Origin of the sequence: Streptococcus timonensis (assembly GCF_047460355.1) — a bacterium.
In the GTDB taxonomy this organism is placed as follows: Bacteria; Bacillota; Bacilli; order Lactobacillales; family Streptococcaceae; genus Streptococcus; species Streptococcus timonensis_A.
This window is the reverse complement of the sequence record NZ_JASHGL010000001.1, coordinates 489,313-511,809: the sequence shown is the minus strand read 5'-3', so window position 1 is coordinate 511,809 and position 22,497 is coordinate 489,313. Positions and strand designations below refer to the sequence as shown.

The 22,497-nt window shown below is 36.7% G+C and carries 36 protein-coding genes and 1 pseudogene; 36 read left to right on the top strand and 1 reads right to left on the bottom strand.

Features of this window, described 5'->3' with window-relative positions; all coding sequences use genetic code 11:
- Window positions 1-2 precede the first annotated feature (2 nt).
- Window positions 3-1,991, bottom strand: coding sequence for an excinuclease ABC subunit UvrB (gene uvrB, locus QM941_RS02760; RefSeq protein ID WP_414338583.1), 1,989 nt, complete (start codon window positions 1,989-1,991; stop codon window positions 3-5).
- A gap of 242 nt (window positions 1,992-2,233) precedes the next feature.
- On the opposite strand from uvrB, the pseudogene QM941_RS02755 reads away from it, so the two are divergent.
- From QM941_RS02755 to QM941_RS02580, 36 genes and pseudogenes are all read left to right on the top strand, one after another.
- Window positions 2,234-3,616: pseudogene (locus tag QM941_RS02755) on the top strand (amino acid ABC transporter substrate-binding protein/permease); the annotation flags it as partial.
- Window positions 3,616-4,356: an amino acid ABC transporter ATP-binding protein gene (locus QM941_RS02750; RefSeq protein WP_049494477.1), complete on the top strand. Its 741-nt coding sequence runs from the start codon at window positions 3,616-3,618 to the stop codon at window positions 4,354-4,356. The pseudogene QM941_RS02755 and the gene QM941_RS02750, both read left to right, overlap by 1 nt.
- Before the next feature lie 150 nt (window positions 4,357-4,506).
- Window positions 4,507-5,973: a glucose-6-phosphate dehydrogenase gene (gene zwf / locus QM941_RS02745; RefSeq protein WP_414338581.1), complete on the top strand. Its 1,467-nt coding sequence runs from the start codon at window positions 4,507-4,509 to the stop codon at window positions 5,971-5,973.
- A 112-nt stretch (window positions 5,974-6,085) separates the two neighbouring features.
- Entirely contained in the window at window positions 6,086-6,514 is a 429-nt protein-coding gene (locus tag QM941_RS02740; RefSeq protein ID WP_414338578.1) for an RHS repeat domain-containing protein, read from the top strand.
- Window positions 6,456-6,716: a papain fold toxin domain-containing protein gene (locus tag QM941_RS02735; protein ID WP_414338576.1), complete on the top strand. Its 261-nt coding sequence runs from the start codon at window positions 6,456-6,458 to the stop codon at window positions 6,714-6,716. Before QM941_RS02740 ends, QM941_RS02735 begins: the two co-directional genes overlap by 59 nt.
- Window positions 6,717-6,728: 12 nt before the next feature.
- On the top strand, window positions 6,729-7,031 hold the full coding sequence (locus tag QM941_RS02730; RefSeq protein ID WP_414338574.1) for a hypothetical protein: 303 nt from the start codon (window positions 6,729-6,731) through the stop codon (window positions 7,029-7,031).
- Between the two features lie 284 nt (window positions 7,032-7,315).
- Window positions 7,316-8,371 carry an RHS repeat domain-containing protein gene (locus QM941_RS02725; RefSeq protein ID WP_414338571.1) on the top strand — a complete coding sequence of 352 codons (1,056 nt, stop codon included), beginning with the start codon at window positions 7,316-7,318 and terminating at the stop codon, window positions 8,369-8,371.
- Window positions 8,372-8,376: 5 nt separating this feature from the next.
- The gene (locus tag QM941_RS02720; protein ID WP_004694811.1) at window positions 8,377-8,622 is read left to right on the top strand and encodes a hypothetical protein; all 246 of its coding nucleotides are present in this window, start codon (window positions 8,377-8,379) and stop codon (window positions 8,620-8,622) included.
- Between the two features lie 314 nt (window positions 8,623-8,936).
- Window positions 8,937-9,470: a CTP synthase gene (locus tag QM941_RS02715; protein WP_414338568.1), complete on the top strand. Its 534-nt coding sequence runs from the start codon at window positions 8,937-8,939 to the stop codon at window positions 9,468-9,470.
- An 84-nt stretch (window positions 9,471-9,554) separates the two neighbouring features.
- A complete protein-coding gene (locus QM941_RS02710) occupies window positions 9,555-9,770 on the top strand; it encodes an RHS domain-containing protein (protein ID WP_414338566.1) in 216 nt (71 codons plus the stop codon).
- Between the two features lie 30 nt (window positions 9,771-9,800).
- Window positions 9,801-10,034 (top strand): RHS repeat domain-containing protein, encoded by a 234-nt coding sequence (locus QM941_RS02705; protein ID WP_414338896.1) that lies wholly within the window; start codon window positions 9,801-9,803, stop codon window positions 10,032-10,034.
- The gene (locus QM941_RS02700) at window positions 9,997-10,347 is read left to right on the top strand and encodes an HNH endonuclease signature motif containing protein (protein WP_414338563.1); all 351 of its coding nucleotides are present in this window, start codon (window positions 9,997-9,999) and stop codon (window positions 10,345-10,347) included. The genes QM941_RS02705 and QM941_RS02700 overlap by 38 nt, the downstream gene beginning before the upstream one ends.
- 4 nt (window positions 10,348-10,351) lie before the next feature.
- The gene (locus QM941_RS02695) at window positions 10,352-10,579 is read left to right on the top strand and encodes a hypothetical protein (protein ID WP_061863343.1); all 228 of its coding nucleotides are present in this window, start codon (window positions 10,352-10,354) and stop codon (window positions 10,577-10,579) included.
- 116 nt (window positions 10,580-10,695) lie between these two features.
- Entirely contained in the window at window positions 10,696-11,280 is a 585-nt protein-coding gene (locus QM941_RS02690; RefSeq protein WP_414338561.1) for an SMI1/KNR4 family protein, read from the top strand.
- Window positions 11,281-11,331: 51 nt separating this feature from the next.
- Window positions 11,332-12,087, top strand: coding sequence for an RHS repeat domain-containing protein (locus tag QM941_RS02685; RefSeq protein ID WP_414338558.1), 756 nt, complete (start codon window positions 11,332-11,334; stop codon window positions 12,085-12,087).
- A 58-nt stretch (window positions 12,088-12,145) separates the two neighbouring features.
- A complete protein-coding gene (locus tag QM941_RS02680; protein WP_414338555.1) occupies window positions 12,146-12,790 on the top strand; it encodes a hypothetical protein in 645 nt (214 codons plus the stop codon).
- Window positions 12,791-12,944: 154 nt separating this feature from the next.
- On the top strand, window positions 12,945-13,244 hold the full coding sequence (locus QM941_RS02675; protein WP_414338553.1) for an RHS domain-containing protein: 300 nt from the start codon (window positions 12,945-12,947) through the stop codon (window positions 13,242-13,244).
- Between the two features lie 111 nt (window positions 13,245-13,355).
- Window positions 13,356-13,832: a hypothetical protein gene (locus tag QM941_RS02670; protein WP_414338552.1), complete on the top strand. Its 477-nt coding sequence runs from the start codon at window positions 13,356-13,358 to the stop codon at window positions 13,830-13,832.
- A 175-nt stretch (window positions 13,833-14,007) separates the two neighbouring features.
- On the top strand, window positions 14,008-14,331 hold the full coding sequence (locus tag QM941_RS02665) for a hypothetical protein (RefSeq protein ID WP_414338549.1): 324 nt from the start codon (window positions 14,008-14,010) through the stop codon (window positions 14,329-14,331).
- A gap of 228 nt (window positions 14,332-14,559) precedes the next feature.
- Complete coding sequence (locus QM941_RS02660; protein WP_045615690.1) at window positions 14,560-15,009, top strand: hypothetical protein; 450 nt, start codon at window positions 14,560-14,562, stop codon at window positions 15,007-15,009.
- A gap of 109 nt (window positions 15,010-15,118) precedes the next feature.
- A complete protein-coding gene (locus tag QM941_RS02655) occupies window positions 15,119-15,529 on the top strand; it encodes an RHS repeat-associated core domain-containing protein (protein ID WP_414338893.1) in 411 nt (136 codons plus the stop codon).
- Window positions 15,530-15,630: 101 nt separating this feature from the next.
- Window positions 15,631-16,035, top strand: coding sequence for a hypothetical protein (locus QM941_RS02650; protein WP_414338547.1), 405 nt, complete (start codon window positions 15,631-15,633; stop codon window positions 16,033-16,035).
- 400 nt (window positions 16,036-16,435) lie between these two features.
- Entirely contained in the window at window positions 16,436-16,768 is a 333-nt protein-coding gene (locus QM941_RS02645) for a hypothetical protein (RefSeq protein ID WP_045615758.1), read from the top strand.
- A gap of 127 nt (window positions 16,769-16,895) precedes the next feature.
- Window positions 16,896-17,435, top strand: coding sequence for a hypothetical protein (locus QM941_RS02640; RefSeq protein WP_414338545.1), 540 nt, complete (start codon window positions 16,896-16,898; stop codon window positions 17,433-17,435).
- 67 nt (window positions 17,436-17,502) lie between these two features.
- The gene (locus tag QM941_RS02635; protein WP_414338543.1) at window positions 17,503-18,003 is read left to right on the top strand and encodes an RHS repeat domain-containing protein; all 501 of its coding nucleotides are present in this window, start codon (window positions 17,503-17,505) and stop codon (window positions 18,001-18,003) included.
- A gap of 38 nt (window positions 18,004-18,041) precedes the next feature.
- Window positions 18,042-18,212 (top strand): hypothetical protein, encoded by a 171-nt coding sequence (locus QM941_RS02630; protein ID WP_414338540.1) that lies wholly within the window; start codon window positions 18,042-18,044, stop codon window positions 18,210-18,212.
- Window positions 18,213-18,233: 21 nt separating this feature from the next.
- Window positions 18,234-18,383, top strand: a complete 150-nt coding sequence (locus QM941_RS02625; RefSeq protein WP_414338539.1) for a hypothetical protein — start codon at window positions 18,234-18,236, stop codon at window positions 18,381-18,383.
- A 34-nt stretch (window positions 18,384-18,417) separates the two neighbouring features.
- Entirely contained in the window at window positions 18,418-18,822 is a 405-nt protein-coding gene (locus QM941_RS02620; RefSeq protein WP_414338536.1) for an immunity 22 family protein, read from the top strand.
- A 113-nt stretch (window positions 18,823-18,935) separates the two neighbouring features.
- Entirely contained in the window at window positions 18,936-19,049 is a 114-nt protein-coding gene (locus tag QM941_RS02615) for an RHS domain-containing protein (RefSeq protein ID WP_414338534.1), read from the top strand.
- A 102-nt stretch (window positions 19,050-19,151) separates the two neighbouring features.
- Complete coding sequence (locus QM941_RS02610; RefSeq protein ID WP_414338890.1) at window positions 19,152-19,271, top strand: RHS repeat-associated core domain-containing protein; 120 nt, start codon at window positions 19,152-19,154, stop codon at window positions 19,269-19,271.
- Window positions 19,272-19,301: 30 nt separating this feature from the next.
- Window positions 19,302-19,985, top strand: coding sequence for a hypothetical protein (locus QM941_RS02605; RefSeq protein WP_414338531.1), 684 nt, complete (start codon window positions 19,302-19,304; stop codon window positions 19,983-19,985).
- Window positions 19,986-20,022: 37 nt separating this feature from the next.
- Window positions 20,023-20,307, top strand: a complete 285-nt coding sequence (locus tag QM941_RS02600) for an RHS domain-containing protein (RefSeq protein ID WP_414338528.1) — start codon at window positions 20,023-20,025, stop codon at window positions 20,305-20,307.
- Window positions 20,304-20,642, top strand: a complete 339-nt coding sequence (locus tag QM941_RS02595) for a toxin C-terminal domain-containing protein (RefSeq protein WP_414338526.1) — start codon at window positions 20,304-20,306, stop codon at window positions 20,640-20,642. Before QM941_RS02600 ends, QM941_RS02595 begins: the two co-directional genes overlap by 4 nt.
- A 522-nt stretch (window positions 20,643-21,164) precedes the next feature.
- Complete coding sequence (locus QM941_RS02590) at window positions 21,165-21,350, top strand: hypothetical protein (protein WP_414338523.1); 186 nt, start codon at window positions 21,165-21,167, stop codon at window positions 21,348-21,350.
- 115 nt (window positions 21,351-21,465) lie between these two features.
- Window positions 21,466-22,041, top strand: a complete 576-nt coding sequence (locus tag QM941_RS02585) for a hypothetical protein (protein ID WP_414338521.1) — start codon at window positions 21,466-21,468, stop codon at window positions 22,039-22,041.
- A gap of 215 nt (window positions 22,042-22,256) precedes the next feature.
- Window positions 22,257-22,379 (top strand): RHS domain-containing protein, encoded by a 123-nt coding sequence (locus tag QM941_RS02580; protein WP_414338518.1) that lies wholly within the window; start codon window positions 22,257-22,259, stop codon window positions 22,377-22,379.
- Window positions 22,380-22,497: the final 118 nt, after the last annotated feature.

Below are 22,497 nucleotides of genomic sequence, written 5' to 3'. Positions count from 1 at the left end.
CCTCAATCCAACGCCTTGACTTCCAGCATCATATCTCGAATTTGGGCTGCTAGTTCAAAGTCAAGCACTTCTACGGCTTCTTGCATTTGTTTTTCTAGTTTCTTAACAAGTTCTTTGCGTTCTTGTTTGTTAAGGCTATTGATATCGACTTCCTTGTCCTCTTCTTTGGCAACTACCTTGGTTACAGAGATCAGGTCACGGATTTCCTTCTTAATAGTTTGTGGAATAATACCGTGTTCTTCATTATAAGCCATCTGGATTTTACGACGGCGAGCCGTTTCATCGATGGCTTTTTGCATAGACTGAGTCATAGTATCAGCATACATGATGACATGCCCCTCACTATTACGGGCAGCACGACCAATGGTCTGAATGAGTCCTCGCTCATTACGAAGGAAACCTTCCTTGTCGGCATCGAGTATAGCAACTAGACTAACTTCTGGCACGTCAATCCCTTCACGAAGGAGGTTAATCCCTACCAAGACATCAAAAACACCCAAACGCAGGTCACGGATAATCTGTGTTCGCTCTAAAGTCTTGATATCCGAGTGCATGTATTTAACCTTGATGCCCATTTCTTTGAAGTAGTCAGTCAAATCTTCAGCCATTTTCTTGGTCAAGGTTGTAATAAAGGTACGTTCGTTCTTTTCAACACGGGCATTGATCTCACCTAGGAGGTCATCAATCTGTCCCATAGTTGGACGGACTTCCACTTCTGGATCCAAAAGACCAGTCGGACGAATGATTTGTTCAATCACGGTATCAGTCTGCTCGTGTTCATAATCACCAGGTGTCGCTGACACATAGACAATTTGGTGAACATGACTTTCAAACTCTTCACGACGAAGAGGACGATTATCCAAGGCAGATGGCAAACGGAAACCGTAATTAACCAACATTTCCTTACGTGAACGGTCTCCATTATACATGCCCTTGATCTGTCCCATAGTCATGTGGCTCTCATCAATCATAATCAAAAAATCATCTGGGAAGAAATCAAGAAGGGTGTACGGTGGCTCTCCTTCGCTTCGTCCATCCATGTGGCGTGAGTAGTTTTCAACCCCGTTTGTATAACCCATCTCACGAAGCATCTCGATATCGTATTCTGTTCGTTGTTTCAAGCGTTGCGCTTCGAGGAGCTTACCTTCTTTCTCAAAGATAGCTAACTGCTCCTCCAACTCAGCCTCAATCTTAGCAATAGCTACTTCCATGTGGTCGTCATTGGTCACAAAGTGAGTTGCTGGGAAAATCGCCAAATGATCCACTTCGCCCAGAACTTGACCAGTTAGAGCTTCGACTTCACGAATACGATCGATTTCATCTCCGAAGAACTCAACACGAAAGGCATGCTCATCACGAGAGGCTGGGAAAATCTCCACCACATCCCCACGTACACGAAATCTTCCACGTTGGAAGTCAATGTCATTGCGTTCAAATTGAATATCCACCAAATCATTGAGCAGTTTATCTCGAGAAATCTCAAGACCCGGACGCAAACTTACCACGCTATCAGCGTATTCCTTAGGAGAACCCAAACCATAGATACAAGAAACAGATGCTACAATGATAACATCATTACGCTCCAAGAGAGCTGAAGTTGCTGAGTGACGAAGTTTATCAATCTCATCATTAACAGAGCTGTCCTTCTCAATGTAGGTATCGCTAGAAGGAACATAAGCTTCTGGCTGGTAATAATCATAGTAAGATACGAAGTACTCAACAGCATTTTCAGGGAAAAATTCTTTGAACTCCCCATAGAGCTGGCCTGCTAGGGTTTTATTGTGGGCAATGACTAGGGTCGGCTTATTGACCTTGGCAATGACCTGGCTCATGGTATAGGTTTTCCCCGTACCAGTCGCCCCCATCAAGATTTGAGCCTTTTCTCCACCCTCAATATTATCAACTAACTGTTCAATGGCCTGCGGTTGATCCCCAGAAGGTTGGTATTTGGATACAAGTTTAAATTTGTTGTCTGTAATTCGATTTATCATAATAGCCTCATACACATTTTCTATCCTTCTATTTTACCATAAAAAGGAAAGAGTTTCTGTTTCTCAACAGACCATCTCACTTTGTTATATGTTATATCTTCTTACATCGAAATATAAAATATTTGCCGTTCTTTAACTTTTTTGATATAATTTGTAAATATCTTGAAAGGAGACATCACATGAAGAAAAAAATTCTAGCTTGTTTGCTAATTTTATTTCCTATTCTTTCACTAGGAATAGCAAAAGCTGATACAGAAAAAAACAAGTATGTTATCGCCAGTGACTCATCTTTTGCGCCATTTGTTTTCCAGGACTCAAGCAATCAATACACTGGTATCGATATGGATCTAATCAAGGCAATCGCTAAAGACCAAGGTTTTGAAATCGAGATTACCAATCCAGGTTTTGATGCTGCTATTAACGCAGTCCAATCTGGACAAGCAGACGGTATCATTGCAGGTATGTCAGTAACTGATGCTCGTAAAGAAACTTTTGATTTCTCTGATTCTTACTATACAGCAAATACTATTCTTGGTGTTAAAGAATCAAGCTCTATTTCTTCTTATGAAGATTTGAACAGTAAGACTGTGGGTGTCAAGAATGGTACTGCTTCACAAACCTTCCTAACAGAGAATCAAAGCAAGTACGGTTACAAGATCAAAACTTTTTCCGATGCTGCATCTATGTATGATAGCTTAAACACTGGTTCAATTGATGCCGTTATGGACGACGAACCCGTTATTAAATACTCTATTAGTCAAGGACAAAAGTTAAAAACACCAATCGCAGGTACTCCAATTGGTGAAACAGCTTTTGCTGTTAAAAAAGGAAGCAATCAAGAATTGCTAGAGAAGTTTAACAAGGGACTAGCAAATCTTAAAGCAAACGGTGAATTCCAAAAAATTCTGGATAAGTATCTAGCTAACGACTCTACTACCATAACCTCAACTGCAGATGAAACGACTATTTGGGGCTTGTTGAAAAACAACTACAAACAACTCCTTAGCGGTCTCGGAATCACTCTGGCATTAGCACTTGTTTCCTTTGCCATTGCTATTGTTATCGGTATTATCTTTGGTATGTTTAGCGTGAGTCCTTATAAACCTCTTCGCCTTATTGCTGAAATCTTTGTTGACGTTATCCGTGGTATTCCATTGATGATTCTTGCTGCTTTCATTTTCTGGGGCATTCCTAACTTTATCGAATCTCTTACAGGTCAACAAAGTCCAATCAACGACTTTGTCGCTGGTACTATCGCACTTTCCCTAAACTCAGCTGCCTATATTGCTGAAATTGTTCGTGGTGGTATCAAGGCCGTTCCTGTTGGGCAAATGGAAGCCAGTCGAAGTCTTGGTATTTCATATGGAAAAACCATGCGTAAGATTGTCTTGCCACAAGCAACCAAGCTCATGCTTCCAAACTTCGTCAACCAATTTGTTATCGCTCTTAAAGATACAACGATCGTATCTGCAATAGGTCTGGTAGAACTCTTCCAAACTGGTAAGATTATCATTGCTCGTAACTACCAAAGTTTCAAAATGTATGCAATTCTCGCAGTCTTCTACCTTGTGATTATCACTCTTCTAACTAGATTAGCCAAACGCTTAGAAAAGAGGATTCAATAATGGCAAAATTAAAAATTGACGTTCATAACTTACATAAACAATATGGTAAAAACAAAGTCCTTAAAGGAATTTCAGCGAAATTCTATGAAGGAGATGTTGTTTGTATCATTGGACCTTCTGGTTCAGGTAAGTCAACTTTCTTGCGTAGCTTAAATCTCCTCGAAGAAGGAACAAAAGGAAGCATCACAGTTAATGGCTATGATTTGACGGATAAATCTACCAACGTAGACCATGTTCGTGAAAATATCGGAATGGTTTTCCAGCACTTCAATCTCTTTCCACATATGACCGTATTGGAAAATATCACTTTCGCTCCTGTAGAACATAAGTTAATGACTAAGGCTGAAGCTGAAAAATTAGGTATGGAACTCCTTGAAAAAGTTGGGCTTGCTGACAAGGCCAATGCCAATCCTGAAAGTCTATCCGGTGGTCAAAAACAACGTGTGGCTATCGCTCGCGGTTTGGCTATGAATCCAGATATCATGCTCTTTGACGAGCCAACTTCTGCCCTTGACCCTGAGATGGTTGGCGATGTTCTGAACGTTATGAAAGAATTGGCTGAACAAGGCATGACTATGATCATCGTAACCCACGAAATGGGATTTGCTCGTAAGGTTGCCAATCGAGTTATCTTTACAGCAGACGGTGAATTCCTAGAAGATGGGACACCTGATCAAATCTTTGACAATCCACAACACCCTCGTCTAAAAGAATTTTTGGACAAGGTCCTCAATGCTTAAAAAAACTGCAAGGTAAACCTTGCAGTTTTTTTCTTACTTATATTGGGATTTTGGATTTTTTTGAAAATTATGATAAAATAGAAGGTATCAAAATGAGGGTTTCCTCATGCCTAGAATATCTAGGAAAGTAAATAGAAATTAGGTAGCTGGATGTCATCAAAAGTTATTGTTACAATTTTCGGTGCTAGTGGAGACTTGGCTCATCGCAAGCTCTACCCTTCACTTTTTAGACTTTACAAATCAGGCAATCTTTCAGAGCATTTTGCTGTAATTGGAACTGCTCGTCGACCATGGAGTAAAGAATATTTTGAATCTGTTGTCGTAGACTCTATTCTTGATTTAGCAGATAGTCCTGAGCAAGCTCAAGAGTTCGCTAGTCACTTCTACTATCAAAGCCATGATGTTAATGATACAGAACACTATATCGAATTACGCAAACTTCAGGCAGAGTTAAATGAAAAGTATCAAACTGAACACAACAAACTCTTCTTTTTATCTATGGCACCTCAGTTCTTTGGAACTATTGCTAAACATCTCAAGTCAGAGCAAATCGTTGATGGTAAAGGTTTTGAACGTTTGATTGTTGAGAAACCTTTTGGTACTGACTATGAGACCGCAAGCAAACTAAATGAAGAGCTTCTAGCTACTTTTAACGAAGAGCAAATCTATCGTATCGACCACTATCTTGGTAAAGAGATGATTCAGAGTATCTTTGCAGTTCGTTTTGCCAATATGATCTTTGAAAATGTGTGGAATCGTGAGCACATTGACAATGTTCAGATTACATTTGCAGAACGTCTAGGTGTTGAAGAGCGTGGAGGATACTACGATGAGTCTGGTGCCCTTCGTGATATGGTACAAAACCACACACTTCAGCTTCTTTCTCTCCTTGCTATGGACAAACCAGCAAGTTTTACCAAAGATGACATTCGCGCAGAGAAAATCAAGGTCTTTAAAAACCTCTATCATCCAACAGATGAAGAACTCAAAGAACACTTCATTAGAGGCCAATACCGTTCTGGTAAAATTGATGGTATGAAGTACATTTCTTACCGTAGCGAACCAAATGTTAACCCAGAATCAATGACAGAAACCTTTGCTTCAGGTGCCTTCTTTGTTGAGAGTGACCGTTTCCGTGGTGTTCCATTCTTCTTCCGTACAGGTAAACGAATGACTGAAAAGGGAACGCATGTCAATATCGTCTTTAAGCAAATGGATTCAATTTTTGGAGAGCCTCTAGCACCAAACATTTTGACCATCTATATCCAACCAACCGAAGGTTTCTCTCTCAGCCTTAACGGTAAAGAAGTTGGAGAAGAGTTCAAACTTGCACATAATTCGCTTGACTACAGAACTGATGCTACAGCTACAGGTGCTTCACCAGATCCTTATGAAAAGCTAATCTACGATGTATTAAATAACGATTCGACTAACTTTAGCCATTGGGAAGAAGTTAGCGCTTCTTGGGAATTGATTGACCGTATCGAAAAGTTGTGGGCTGATAATGGTGCTCCTCTTCATGATTATAAATCAGGTAGCATGGGACCACAAGCCAGCTTTGATCTCCTTGAAAAATACGGTGCCAAATGGACTTGGCAACCTGATCAAAATCTCTGACCAAGACAGCTACGAACCCTTGGCACAGGTACATAACCGGACCAACGAAGACGGAGAAAGCCGACAACAAACCTACTATTTCCACTGCGACTAAATCGGCATCCCTAGGGAGATGACCGATAAGGACGGCAATTTACTGTGGTTCGGCAACTACACCGGCTGGGTCCGTCTGAAAGAGGAAACCAAGGTAGCGGATAGCGCATACCAACCCTTCCGCCTGCAAAACCAGTATTGTGATGAAGAGACCAGACTGCATCACAACCTGATGCGCTATTGCGAGCCTGAGGTCGGGCGGTTTGTGAATCAAGACCCGATTGGGTTAAATGGTTCAATAAATTTTTATACTTTTTCTTTTAATATAACAAAATGGATTGATCCTTTTGGTTGGAGTTGTGATGAAGATAATGTAAAAAAGGTAAAAGAATTAGCTAGAAATTTAAGCCCAAAATTTAAACAACGTTTCAAATGTGAAGAATTTGCAGATGCTTTGCAGAAAGAAATGGAAAAAGAAGGTATCCAGTGGAGAAAGAGTAAAAGTTAAAACTCATTCAAATCACGGTGCTTATGGAAATATTTGGAGTGATAACGCAAAAGCAAATATTTCAGAAAATGGAATTCATCATGCGATTAAATGTGGAGATACTGTATTCGATAATATGAATCCTGGAGGCATTGAATATAATAAATGGGTTTCAGACCTTGTTTTACCAGGTGGGCATAGCTTTTCATCAGTTTCTTATTAAGAAAGGTTAAAAATGCAAAATAACATTGTAAAGCTTCTCTTAGAAATAGAAAAAAGGCCAATGATGTATATTGGACATAATAGTATTTTTTGCTTAAAAGCTTTTCTAGACGGTTGGCATTTTAGGAATCCTAAACATACAGAAAATTCAGAAATACTTATAGAATTTACAGATTGGATTCAAGAAAATTACCACATTGATCGATATAGTATTTCATGGGATAAATTGCTATTTCTCCTCTATCAAGATGAAGAAATAGCATTGAATAACTTTTTTTTGAATTTTAATCAATTTCTTCGGGAAAAAAATCAATAATTCTATGTCTAATTTCATATTCATCTAGATATCGAAGTAGTAAACATCGATTGAATATTAGCCATAGATTGGATTGAGATCCAACAAAATCGCAAGATCATCTGAAATCAATTTTCAGCAAGCGTAGGTTGGGTCGAGACCCAACAAAATATCAAGGTCGTCTGAAATAACCTTCAGACGACCGCTCCGCCATCCCCGACAACCGCCTGAAAACCTACAACGGCAGCAGCTATTACTACGACGACCTCGGCAACCTGATCCACCGCGAACTGGCAGATGGCGAAGTGCAGAACTATTTCTACGACCTGCACGACCAACTGGTTAAGGCCGAAATCTTCAAAAAAGACGGTACGAAAGAAACTTGGTCCTACACCTACGACGCCTTGGGCAGAAGGATAGGCAAAGGTCGTTTGAAAAACGAAGAAGTTTCAGAAACGTCATTCCCACATGATTTAAGCGGGAACGACCTAGAAAACCACACCCGCTTCGTTTGGGATGGCAGCCATCTGCTTCAAGAAATCCACCCGGACGGCATGTATACTTATATCTACGCCGACCAAGATTCCTACGAACCGCTCGCGCAAGTCCGTGACTGGACAACCGAAGACGGCGAAAACCGACAACAAACCCACTACTTCCACTGCGACCAAATCGGCATCCCGCGAGAGATGACCGATGACGAAGGCAATCTGGTTTGGTTTGGCGATTATTACGGATGGGGCAAACTGAAGAGTGAGACGAACGTAACGGGAACTGCTCACCAGCCCTTCCGCCTGCAAAACCAGTATTGCGACTGTGAAACGGGGCTGCATTACAACTTCTTCAGGTACTACGACAGTAGAATCGGACGGTTTAACAATCAAGATCCCATAGGATTAGTGGGCGGGGAGAATTTTTATGCTTTTGCGCCGAATACTCAGGAGTGGGTTGATCCTCTATGTTTGAATAAATGCTGTGAAAATAGCAAAGTTAAAACAGAACCAAACAAAGCATTTTTTTGGTCAGGTAGAACAGATGGTATTGGTGGACAACATATTGCTGCCGATATTGCCAAATCTAATGGAGGAACAATATTAGAAATGTTAATTGAAGCTAGAAAAATTATCATGCCTACGTGGAATCAAAATAACCAAGCAAGCATTAAAGCATGGGAAGATATTTCATCAGAGTATGCAACATGCGCTTCTGGTACTGTAACAGGCGTTATTGGCAAAGATCTGCGACCAGGAAATATATGGGAAAATAGAGAATTACCCGCTTTGAAGAACAATCCTAATATAACAAAAATAGTAATAATAGATCCTAAAACAAAGATTTCAACTGTTATATTTCAAAGGTAATTACTATGGATGATTTCGTAATTGAAAAAATTTCAAGAGGTATGTTAATTGTTTCTTTAAATGGACATGAAATTTCATTTGAAGGAGAAATGTTCTTTCCAAATAATGAGTTTCACTTTTCCCTATATGCGAAAACAGCAAAATTTACTAAGACCAACCAAATTTTAAGCAAGGAAGAGTTAGATAATATTCTAGAACATTTAAAAAAAGAATTTATTTTAAAAAATAGAGTATTAGACATAATTTTCTAAATTTAATTATCAACTGTAAAGTAGCCCAAGCAAGCCGTAGACCACATGAAACTTCCAATCCCGACGTAGGGTGTGCGGTACGCACGCACACACACACGGGTTCTGTTCAAACGACCTCACTATCTTCTTTGAGGTCGTCTGAAACATTTGTTCTTTAATAATCTCATTAGCAGTTGACATAGAGGTCGTCTGAAAACGAACTTTCAGGCGACTTTCATCTTATTTCGTCAAAAATATACGCACAAAAGGATTTTCATATCATACTGCTGCCTTTGAAATAGAATAAAAGGCGTATATAAAATCATGTAGGAAGGATGATTTCGGAAACCAAACGGCAGAAAGAATTTCTAGGAAACAGGCAACAAGATTTCGTAGAATTATTGGTAAATGTCCCTAATTTTATTAATGTAAATATATTGGAAAGGGTTAATATGAACTACTTGATTAAGCCATATGAATCAATTGGTGGTTTTGTATTTGGTACTTCTCTTGAGGAAGTACAAGAAAAACATGGAAAACCAGCAAGAATGGTTGAAGATAATATTATGAATAATAAGGTGGAATACAGAAATGCTTGTGAGTTAGTTTATGAAAACGATAAACTAGTTTATGGATATTGCTTAAAAGATTCTAATCCCATATTAGGAGATATTGATATATTTAAAAATTCAATCGAAGACCTTAAAGCCATCGATTCAGAATTTATTGAAGGAAAAAAATATATTCTTTTTAAGAACCTCGGAATTTGCATAGGAGGTATGACAGGGAAAAAAATACCTGAAGGCAAGTTATTAATTGCATTCGATAAAAATCACTTTGATTTTTTTGAATGTTTTATCGAGGTGTAATAGAACTGTAGCCAATGAAACTTCCAATTACGATGTAAAGTAAGTCGTAGCCCGCACAAAACCTTCAGTCCTGACGTAAGGTACGTGCGGTACGTACGCGGTTTCGCCTATCAAAACCACATCAACGAAGACGGCGAAAACCGCCAACAAACCCACTACTTCCACTGCGACCAAATCGGCATCCTTAGAGAGATGACCGATAAGGACGGTAATTTGCTGTGGTTCGGCAACTACACCGGCTGGGGTCGTCTAAAAGAGGAAACCAAGGATGCGGATAGCGCATACCGACCCTTCCACTAGCAAAACCAGTACGCTGACCGTGAGACGGGGCTGCATTACAACTTCTTCAGGTATTATGAGCCAGATGCTGGTCGGTTTGTGAATCAGGATCCGATTGAGTTGAAAGGTGGGGAGAATCTTTATGAATTTTCACCCAATATAAATAGTTGGTTTAATCCTTTAGGATTAAGTCCTAGAAATTTACCAGAAATTGCATCAGAAATGGTAATTAAATTGGAAAAAATGGTTGAAGGGTATACATGGAAATGCTGGTGTATTTCCTAAATCTGTAGCAGATAAATTACGTGGTAAATCTTTTGATAGTTTTGATGATTTCCGAGCTGCCTTTTGGAAAGAAGTAGCAAAAGATCCAAAATTAGTTGAGGATTTTTCGAAGGCTAATAAGAAAAGGATGGCTCAGGGGAAAGCACCTAAAGCAGCCAAATGTCAACATGATGGTAAAGTAAGTTCGTATCAAATACATCATAAAACTCCTATTAATCGTGGTGGTATTTATGATATGGATAATATGCTGATTGTTACACCAAAATTCCATAAAGAGATACTAGACCCGAAATACCATTTTGAAGGAGGATAGCATTATGTTGGATAGATTATATTTAATCAAACTGATTGATCAGTTAAGAAATTTTGAAGGCTCAGAAGAGGATGAAGATTTATTTCTTGAAAAATTAGAAAATTTGGTCACAGATCCAAATATATCAGATTATATATATTGGACAAACATGAGCTCCGAGGAAATAGCTGATAAAGTACTTAGTTACAAACCTATTATCCTCCCTGATTTAAGCAATTCTAAGTCTACATGAAATTTTCAGTTTTAATGTAACGTATATGTGGAATACATACATGTACTATGCGCAATAAACGACCTAATAAGAAATGTTGATTATTTGACAAATTATAACTTAAAGGAGTAATGAAAATGAAAATTAAGAGTTTAGTTGAGAAAATGGGTGGAGTTCAAAGGTTTACATTTGAACCACTGATTCCTACATCTAGAAAATCGATGTCTAAATTTTTAGATATTACTAAAGAAGAGTTTTCAGATTATTTGGATTATCTTGAATTATTTGGTGGAGAGACAGGATTTATAAAAGAATTTAAGTTAATCCCATATAGTGATTTGCCTGAATATTGCTATCCTGATGACGATATTCCTGTAGGTGGTAATATCGAATGGAGTGGTGGTGATTTAGGTTTTTTTTATGGTGAAAATATAAACTACCAAAAAAACTCCCAAATTAGTGAAAGACTTGAAAAATACAAAAATAGAATACCAGATAATTTTCTACCAATATCAAGTAATGAATTTGGTGATTTGATTTGTCTATGTACTCAAGGAGAAAGAATTGGGCAAATTTTCTATTGGGATCATGAAAATGAATGGGATGAAGAAGATTATTTGGATGAATTTGGTGTACAAATGCCTGAAGAAGTAAAATTCCAAAATATCTATTTAATTGGTAAAAATCTATATGATTGCTTTAGCAGAATGATTCCAGTTTAATAATTGAGGCAAGCCGTAGCTCGGAGAAAACCTTCAGTCCTGACGTAGGATATGCGCGGTACGTACGCACGCGGTTTCGCCTATCAAAACCACATCAACGAAGACGGCGAAAACCGCCAACAAACCCACTACTTCCACTGCAACCAAATCGGCATCCCTAGAGAGATGACCGATAAGGACGGTAATTTGCTGTGGTTCGGCAACTATACCGGCTGGGGCCGTCTGAAAGAGGAAACCAAGGTAACTGATAGCGCATACCAACCCTTCCGCCTGCAAAACCAGTATTGCGTCTGTGAGACGGGGCTGCATTACAACTTCTTCAGGTATTATGAGCCTGATGCCGGGAGGTTTGTGAATCAGGATCCGTTTCGGTTGTTGGGTGGGGAGAATTTGTATACTTTTTCTCCTAATACACAATCTTGGGGGCATTTTTTAGGTCTTAGCGGTGTTTTTTTTACAGACATGATCCAATTATATATTGGTAAAGGTCCTTTATCACGAATGAGACGATCAATTAGGTATAGAACTGGGCCTAAACAATCAAATCCAATGTCTAAACCTACTGCTTGTGTCCATGTTAAATTAAAAAGCGATAAAATGGCACTTATGGTAGAAGCCAGATTAATGGCGATTCATAATGAAAAATTGAATCCATCATTTATGAACAAAATACTCTCAAATGGTGTAAAACTATATGCTGATAAAAATACTACTGCTAGAGAAAGAAATATAGCCGATCGTTACGCAAAAGTAATTAATCAACGAATGGAAAATGTTAAATCAGGAAAATGCAAATCTGCTTGTTAACTTTTAAATAGAAGGTGCAAATATCTATTAACCGTTCATGTATTAATCGAGGTATATTATGAAAAACACTTGTGGATATAACAAACATATTAACTTAGTAGAAGTTCTACCTAATTATTTGAACTCTGGAATTAAGCAGGCAAAATTATATAAATGCGGGCTTCGAATCATGGGGAAACTTAGTGCATTATTTTTAGATTCTGATAAAGTTGCAAATCCTGTAGATCTTGATTTTTCAGATTTAAAACAATATCCTGAATTACCATACATTGCTATGGAAAATGATTTTGAAATTAAAAATATTTACAATCTTGAGACATTATACTCACTAGAGCAACTTGAAACCTTATTGCTACAAAAAGCCTTCGACATTGATATATCTCTTATTAAAAATTTAAAGGATATCAGATTCGATTACTCAAGAAAAATTAAGAATGTAGGCAAATCTCACAAACTGGAAAGATTACATATCTGGTCTTACAAAGGCAAAGATCTAAGTGAATTTCATGAACTTACAAACTTAAAAGATCTTCTGTTAGTACGACCAAGTATCAAGTCATTAGACGGAATTGAAAATATGACTAATCTAGAAAAAATCGAAATATGCTATGCGAGAAACCTAGAAAATATTTCTGCCCTTGAATCACTACGTAGTAAACATGAAATTAAATATATTACTTTACCTAATAAATTTCGAACTTAAATAAATTATCTTGTTAAGCCGCAGTTAGGGTAAATATCCAACGAAACATCAAGGTTGTCTGAAAAATGAAGAAGTTTCAGAAACGTCATTCCCGCATGATTTAAGCAGGAACGACCTCGAAAACCAAACCCGTTTCGTTTGGGACGACAGCCATTTGCTGCAGGAAGTCCACCCGGACGACAAACATACCTATATCTACATCGATCCCGACAGCTACAAACCCTTCGTACCGGTCCGCAATTGGACAACCGAAGACGGCGAAAGCCGCCAGCAAACCCACTACTTCCACTGCGACCAAATCGGCATCCCGCGTGAAATGACCGATAAGGACAGCAAGCTCTTGTGGTTCGGCAACTATACCGGCGGGGGTCGTCTGAAAGAGGAAACCAAGGTTGCGGATAGCGCATACCAACCCTTCCGATTGCAAAACATTCTTGTCCGCACTGGCATGTAGCTACTACCAAAATGGATGGAAATCTTAGTCAAAAAAGAAATAATGGGAATGGTACATTTTCTTGGAAGTACTGCAAAGATAATGTAACCGTACAACATAGGAAATAGTATCATGACAACTTTAGAAGATAAAATCTTTAGTTTAAAACAGAATAATATAATGAAAAAAATGAAAGAAATTCATTTTTTAAATAATTTAATTTCAGATTCTGAAAAAATTATTCCATATCCACTCTCATGTGAAATAATAAATCGTACTTTTACCCCCTATAGAAATATAGAATTATCAAAAGAAAATTTTAGTTTATCGATAAAAAATGAAATATTAAAATTTTTTTCACCAGAGGAAAATGATATTGCTTATGTATACTTTTATGGAGGAATAAATGATTCGGCTGAAACACCAATAGAATTATTCCCCTTGTTTATGATCAAAATAAAAAATATCAACAATTGGCTGGAATTAATAAACAAACCTAATTTTTATTGTTTAAAATTCTTTAGTCATAAAATAGATAAAGTTATCGATATATCTCTACTCGACAATGAGGAAGATGTGTTATCTATTTCTATTGGAGTGAATGCTTAACTTTTTTAAAATAAATAAACTATTCCAGCAGAAGCAATCCTTGGCTTTGTATAACCTAAAGGTGGTTACTATGAAAGAATTATTAGAAAAACTTGAAAATAATAGTTTTATTGATAAGGTCAGAATGGATCTTGAATTCGATGTAAAGGATTACCAAGAATTATAAAAATTTTATATGAATACTATTTTCAAACTAAATGAAAAATTAGAAAACTTACCTTCTATTTTAAGTATTGAAGATGAGTTATTTTTTATTAATAGATTACAAAAGTTACCTATTGAGGAAATTATAAAAAATGAAGAAATATTTAAAAGAATTATTTCAGCTATCCAAGACTCCCATCAAGACAATGGGATATTTGAAATAACGGATGAAAACATCAATATTTTCTTTGAATTTGTTATCTGGATTAGAAATTTAAAAAAACTATATCACCTTGATTTTGAGAAATATATAGATGGGTTAGATACAAACTTTGATGGTTCACAACAAATTTGATCCTCAAATGAAAAAACTATACAGCAAGACGTAATGCGTAAAATTCGTGGAGGCAATAAAAGATTTACATTAAGAGAATAAAATTCACGAGGTAATGAATTTACTGTTCGTTACATTCAATACCACCCAGGGAGCCCTAGGCATTATGAGGGAGCACCTTATTGGAAAATATCTTCTGGTAAAGGTGAAACACAAAGATTTCCTTCAGAATAATACGAAAGGTTGATAATGAATATTTATGATGAAATTATCCCCGCGAAGAGTTTAGGGGGAATCAGATTAAAAGACAATATTAAAAATTACTCTAGTATCATTAATAAAAATATGTTAAATGGAAAATTAAAATTTTTTCAAACTAATGTTTATTCATGCAGATATATATTTACTGATATCCCAATTGAAATTAACGTAGATATTACTTCAGGAGAAATTTATAAAATTTCTGCATTAGAAGGATATCAAGGCAAATTCAGAACTATTAAAATAGGAATGCCTATTAATGATATCTTAAATTCTAATTTAGGTTTTTATTACGATGAATGTGAAGAAGCTTTTTTTTCAAAAATTATTGAAGGAATTGCACTGGAAGTTTCTGAAGATGACCCTCCGTTCGAAGAAGCTCTCAAAATGAATATAAAATATATCTCTGTTTTTGATCCAACCGCTTTTGATCAATAAATTTAATTATACATTTAATATCAATTTATTTTGATTAAACAGGAATTAAAATAGTCGTCCTAGGATGAGTTGAGCCCCAATGTTCCAGTAAGGTCGTCTAAAAGAGGAAATCAAGGTAACGGATAGCGCATACCAACCCTTCCGCCTGCAAAACCAGTATGCCGACCGTGAAACGGGGCTGCATTACAACTTCTTCAGGTATTATGAACCTGATGTGGGGCGGTTTGTGAATCAGGATCCGATTGGGTTAAATGGTGAAACAAACCTTTATCAGTTAGCCTTCAATATTAAGAGATGGATGGATCCTTTGGGATTATCTTGTAAAGATCCTAAAGATTATGGATATGATAATGAAAGAGATTACATTGCTGAGAGTAAGAAATTAAATACTGCTAGATTAAAAAGAATTCTAGAAGAATTAGATCAAGGAGATCCTCATTCATTTAAAGAGGACTTCTTAGGAAGAGGTGCACCTATAAGTCATTATGATGTATACCAACAAAAAAATCTAAGGAATTAATTTTGATGAAAAAGATGGAAGTAGCCCCATACGTACAAACGTGGGTTGTTGTGGTTAATTATATATTATGATTAACCTCGTCTTATGCGGAAAGATAAATTATGGAAAATAATATAGAAATTAGCTTTTACATGGAAACAAACCAAGTTGTGAATATGAATTATATTGCAGATGTCTTAGATATTAATAATGCTGCTTTTTGTTCCAAGGGGGAATTATGTACATCAAAAAATAAAAAAATCAAGTATATCAGCGAAGTATCATATTATAGTTTTGGGATAAAAAGACAGGTTAATACATCAAATAAAATAGATAATTTTTTTTATATAATAAAAACGAAAAGAAAATTATTAAAAAAAATATTTAATGAGTTTAGCTTTACTAAAGAGATTATTATATATACTTGGGGAAATGATGAGGAAGATATCCACTTAAATTTAAATACTGAACAAATTAAATTAATTTCTGATATTGATATTAATTTGTCAATAATTCATTATAATTAATACTGATACCATAAAACTAAACCCAATACCAAGAATCTAATTGCGGGCGGTTTGTAAATCAGCAAAGAAGACAAAACTCGCTTCGTCTGGGACGGCAGCTGGCTGTTGCAGGATAGTGTACGCAAACGGCAGATACACCTTATCTCACACCAACTGGGACGGTTACGAACCACGGGCAAAAATCCGCAACCACACCAATGCCGAATGCGAAAGCAAACAGCAAGCCATACCCCATATGAAACCTCCAATTCCAACGTAGGGTGTGTGCAGTACGCACGCGGTTTCTGTTTTTCAGACAACCTCTGTCGAATCGCCTAACCCGAAGGTGACGCACAGCCTCACTTCCGTCACCTTCAGATGAATTGTTTGAAATTATCCGATTGAAATAGAAAGGAATCTTATGGAAGTAAATGATATAGTTTTATTTGATTTTGATGCATTTATTTCAGGAAGTAAAGATGTTGATTACCAAGAAGCAATAAAAAAAATGTCTTTGTCTTTGATGAAATTTTTAATAGAAAATGATTTGTTGGTAAATATAAATCCTTTTAATCAAGATGGATCAGTAAAAAAAGATTTAATTATTAAGAAATCAAATTTAACGGATGAAGGTTTTCAATTATTCGTTAAACCAGTAAATAACTGGTGGAATGCTTTGGATAGGGGAACTCCTCCCGAGAAAGTTACTATTCTGGAGAATGGATTGAAAAAAATTCGTGCTGCGAAAAAGTAATTTTATATTTTCAGACGGCCTCAATATTTTATTAAGGTTGTCTGAAATATTTGTTCTTTAAATAAACATTTTACAAATATACTTATGCTGCACCAATTTCTAAAAGTAATAGGAAGAAAGGAAAAAAATGATGCCTCTTTATCAAATATACTCTGCTGTTGATAATGTAGATGCTTATGCGGACTTAAAACAGGATGATAGAAAAATTGTGGAATTTATTAATTACAATAAAGGCAATTATACAGATGAAGCAGTTTTTATAGCTCAGAGTGGATATACCTCCAAAAATATTTCTAAAACAGATTATATTCAAACAATTCCTAAGATGTTATTGTTCTCTGAAACTTTTATTAATAAATTAGCTGATACATTAAAAAATGAATTAGATTTTTTTCCAGCTAAACTTAGAATTAAGAATGATGAATTTAAATTTTTCCTTGGAAAAATTAAATTAACTGCTGAATTGGTAAATTTGGAAAAATCAAATTTTTATGAAATAGATGGAGAGAAATTTATCGATTATCCACCTGTATTCTTTGAAAATATATCTGGCTTCGAGTTTTGTGCAAAAGATATAAATGATGATTTAATTTGGGCTTTTTCTGATAAATTCAAAGAATTAGTTGTGAGTAATAATTTGAAGATGGAATTTCTACCTCTAACATGAAATATTCTGTAAGTAAGTTATAGTAATCCGTAGCCCGCACAAAACCTTCAGTTCTGACATAGGATATGTGCGGTACGCACGCGGTTTCGCCTATCAAAACTACATCAACGAAGACGGAGAAAACCGACAACAATCTCACTACTTCCACTGTGACCAAATCGGCATCCCAAGAGAGATGACCGATAAGGACGGCAAGCTCTTGTGGTTCGGCAACTATACCTGCTTGGGTCATCTGAAAAAGGATGAGCGGGTTTACAAGGATGCGAATCAGCCCTTCCGCCTGCAAAACCAGTATTGCGACCTTGAAACGGGGCTGCACTACAACTTCTTCAGGTATTATGAGCCTGATGCGGGTCGGTTTGTAAATCAGGATCCGATTAGGTTGGATGGTGGAGATAACCTATACTTATTTGCTTTCAATAGCCAGATATGGGTCTATTCACTGGGACTTCCCAAAGCTCCATGGGGGAAGGTAGCTTTGATTCTTGGTTTGATAGTGCAAATGTTGCAGATATTCGCAAAGTTATGGCAGATCCAAATACTAAGAATGCAATACCAAATGCTTTGAGAAATGGTGGAGGCTTCCATGAATGGTTCCCCGTTTCAATGACTGATAAAGCAAAAAAACTTGGGTTCACAGCAAGTGAACTTAAGGGGCTTACAACTCCTACTTCCGATGTATGGTTTAAAGATATTCCTGACCCTAAAAATCCCGGTAAGTTTTTGGAAGGAACTCACTCCACAGGAGAAACACTTCCCAAGGGACAATCTATTTGAGCAAGTTCTATCGCTCATATCATGTTGACGGATAAATTGGAAGGAGCAAAAACTAAACGTGGTGCCATCATGAAGATTGAGAATTTTGCTGAAAAGTTTACTCGTGGTGGTAAAAAATCTGTTGGGGATGTTGAGGAATATAGATTAATGCCCTATTATGTTAAAATATAATTAATATTATTTATGAATAAAGAGAGGATGTTATATGATTGATTCAACAACTAAAGATATGATTTCTGTGTGGATGGGGACATCTTTTAAAACACCTGATGAGTTTAATGAATATACAGATGGAATGGAGGACTCAGATTCTCATTGTCCAGCTTTTGCAGATTTTGGAGTTGCATTTATTGATTCTGATTATTTTGTGGCATTCCAGACAGATAATGGAGAAATTGTGCCAGTTGAAGTGTTAGCAGAAGAAGTTGGGGCACACTCCAATAAAGTTATAAAAGATATTGTGAAAGTAGCAAAAGAGAAAGGAATAAATGAAGGTAATTCTTTATATTACTATTCTAATGCAACATTTTATGAGGAAAATCCAGGTAAACTTTACAATGATTTGAAGTTTATAGGAACTTTTAAAGACCCAAGAAAAAAATATCGCTAGTGATAGTGAAACATTAGTCAGGATAACGGCAATCTAATGGTTGCACCATCGACTACGCCTACGACCCGTTCGGACGGTGCCTTTCCAAAGAACGCCATGACAAACTAGCTTGGATGAGTACCGAACCGAAACGCACCCACTACTTCCACTACGACCAAATCGGCATCCCGAGAGAGATGACCAATAGCGAAGGTAATCTGGTTTGGTTTGGTAACTACACCGGCTGAGGTCGTCTGAAAGAAGAAACCAAGGTAACGGATAGTACTTACTAACCCTTCCGATTGCAAAACCAGTATGCCGACCGTGAGACGGGGCTGCATTACAACCTGATGCGTTATTACGAGCCTGAGATCGGTCGGTTTGTGAATCAGGATCCGATTGTGTTGTTGGGTGGGGAGAATTTGTATCGGTTTGCTCCTAATGCGCAAACAAGCAATAAAATTTGCTAAAAAAAAATAAATGTTATTGAGGAAATTTAAATGTCAAAATTACTTTTTACTTCTTCTAAAACGCCACATAGTATTGGTTATATTGGAGGAGGAGCCGACCATATTCCGTTAGAATTATGGCCTAAAGTTCCAAATTCTGATACCTATCAAACACATCTATTTACTCTTTATTCTGACTTTTTACCTGAAAATGTATTCCCTCGTAGAAATTATTATATCTCTGTTTTTATTTCCATAGAGGAGCATGCATTGGGAGGAGCAAAAGACTCTATTTCATCTAAATATACTGTTAATTGTCAGGATGATTTAATTTTACTAAATAATGGTTTTAGTTGTGCTGTCCTTTATGAAAGGGAACAAGATATCAATAAGCAAGATATAGGAAGTATTTCTTTGGAAAGAAAATTTTTTGAAAGACTTGATGAAATTGATAAAGAAGCTGATGCAAAATACAATGAGGATGAACATTTATTCTTTGAAGATAATGGGATGGGATTGGATGTATCCAAAATTTTTGGCAATCCTTATTTTGAGCAAGATATAATATATCCTTCTCCTAAGTTTAATTTTTGCTTGCAATTATTAGAAGAAGATATAGATAAAAAGTTACATATTTTTCAGAATGGTATTGGTTATTTTTATTATGACCAAAATGTTAAGAAAAAACTTCTATCTGGAAGTCAAGCAGGTATTTTCTTTATTCAAAATACTTAATTATTAACATAAAACCTTCAGTCCCGATGTAGGGTATGTGTGGTACGTACGCGGTTTCGCCTATCAAAACCACATCAACTCAGACGGCGAAAGTAGACAACAAACCCACTTCTTCCACTTCTTCCACTGCGATCTCGGTATCCCAAGAGAGATGACCGATGGCGAAGGTAACCTGGTTTGGTTCGGAGATTATTACGGTTGGGGTAAACTGAAGAGTGAAACCAACATATCCGGAACTACTCACCAGCCGTTCAGTCTGCAGAACCAGTTTTGCGACCATGAAGCTGGGTTGCACTACAACCTGATGCGGGTCGGTTTGTGAATCAGGACCCGATTAGGTTGTTAGGTGGGGATAATCTGTATCAGTTTTCACCGAATGCTCAAGAATGGATTGATCCTTTGGGACTTATAACCTCTTCAGAGGAAAATAAGGCTACAAAAGCATTGGGATACACGAAAACAAATGTGATATCGCATGGACGACCCGTTCTTAAGAAAACAAAAACTGCTCCATCGGGATGTCCTATATTTATCACTACTGATGTAGATAGTCATAATGGAGGTGTTTGGAATGGTGCTGATTCAGCTAAGGCATTGGATAGTAAGCAAATACGCTCAGGTACGTATGATGCAGCACTTAAACGAATTGGAGATTAAAATGAAGTTCTCTTATAGAATCACAAAATACCATAAATACTCAAACGAAGATAAAAAGATATTATGTACCTCGCCTGAAGAATGGACGAGTTTTTCTGATGTAGGAAAAGGGATAGTCTCTCTTAATGAATACACAAAAATTGAATCTGAATATATCTGTCTTATATTAAAAATTTGTAAATTACATAAGATCAAATCTCTAAAAATAAAAGAACTAGATAATTTCAATAACTTAAAACAATATAGTAACAATCAGAAAATAACCAATGAAGAAGATTTGATTAAGTTATTAAAACTTATCTTGAGAGAAAAAATTTGGTGTAAATTATGTTCCAGAAATTGTGAGTTCCATTTTGGCTATGATTATTACTTATATTGCATATGCAATAAGGATTTATACTGTTTTTTTAATACTTCATCAACGACATTAAATATTGAAAAATATATATCTCCATATATAAAATACAAACAAATTAAGAGAATTAAACCATTTTAAAACCAAATTATTAATTAACAAAAGATATGGATCGCAAAGAAAATATAACTCCAAACACTTTAGAAATACAAAAAAATGATGAATACGACTACTTCGACAACCTCATCCACCGCGAACTGGCCGACGGCGAGGTGCAGAACTTTTTCTACGACCTGCATGACCAACTGGTTAAAGCCAAAATCTTCAAAAAAGACGGCACAAAAGAAACTTGATCCTACACCTACGACGCCTTGGGTAGAAGAATAGGCATAGTCCTTTTAATTTGAGAGAAGTAACTAGAGAACAACATGCAGCGCCTGACCCTTATAGGAATCTAGGAGATTAGCTATGAAAGCAATAGAAATTTTAAAGAATTTTGTGGAAGAAAAATTATCAACTGAAGAATTGGAAATGGCGTTGTCTTCCAATCAAGAATTAATTTCCCTGTTGGAAAGTACTAAAGCCAAACCTTATATGAATAGTAATTCCACTTATGAATATTTAATTAGTCAGGATTTGACATCTCTTGATGCAAAGTTGAATTTGATGGATATTTTCAGGGAAATTTTAGATTACAAGCATATCCCGTACTCTTCAAATTCAACGACAGAAAAAAAATTCGATTTAATTTTGGAGGCTATTCCTAACTGGATACCTGCTGATATGGGTTATTTAAATTTCTTGTATGATAAGTACAAACCTAAGACTGCGACCACTTTTAAAAAGATTATTAAGGAACATTTCATTTGTATGAATAAATATCCCAAATGGTTACAGGAGCCTGATTGGCCTATCGTCGATGATATTCCCGCAATGTTTCTAGGACAGTTAGATATATCGAAGTTGAAGCATGATACTACTTATTTGTACATTTTTTGGGATAAAAAATCAGATAGATATACAGAAGTCATACAGTCTCTATAAATGGGCAAGTCGTAGCAAGCTGTAGCCTGCACAAAATCTTCAATCCTAACGTAAGGGTGTATGTGACACGCACGTGGTTTCTGTTTTTCAGACGACCTCTGTCAAATCGCCATCAGTATCACCGACCCCGCCGGTTACACCACAAGCTACGGCTACTACGCCCAATGGCTGCCCGAAACCGTTACCGATACTTACAATACGACAGCTACGACTCCTTGACGCAGGTACGTAACTGGACCAACGAAGACGGCGAAAGCCGCCAACAAACCCACTACTTCCACTGCGACCAAATCGGCATCCCAAGAGAGATGACCGATAAGGACGGCAAGCTCTTGTAGTTCGGCAACTATACCTGCTGGGGTCATCTGAAAAAGGATGAGTGTGTCTATCAGCACGCGCATCGGCCGTTCAGATTGCAAAACCAGTATTACGATGATCAAGTGTTGACGATGCTAG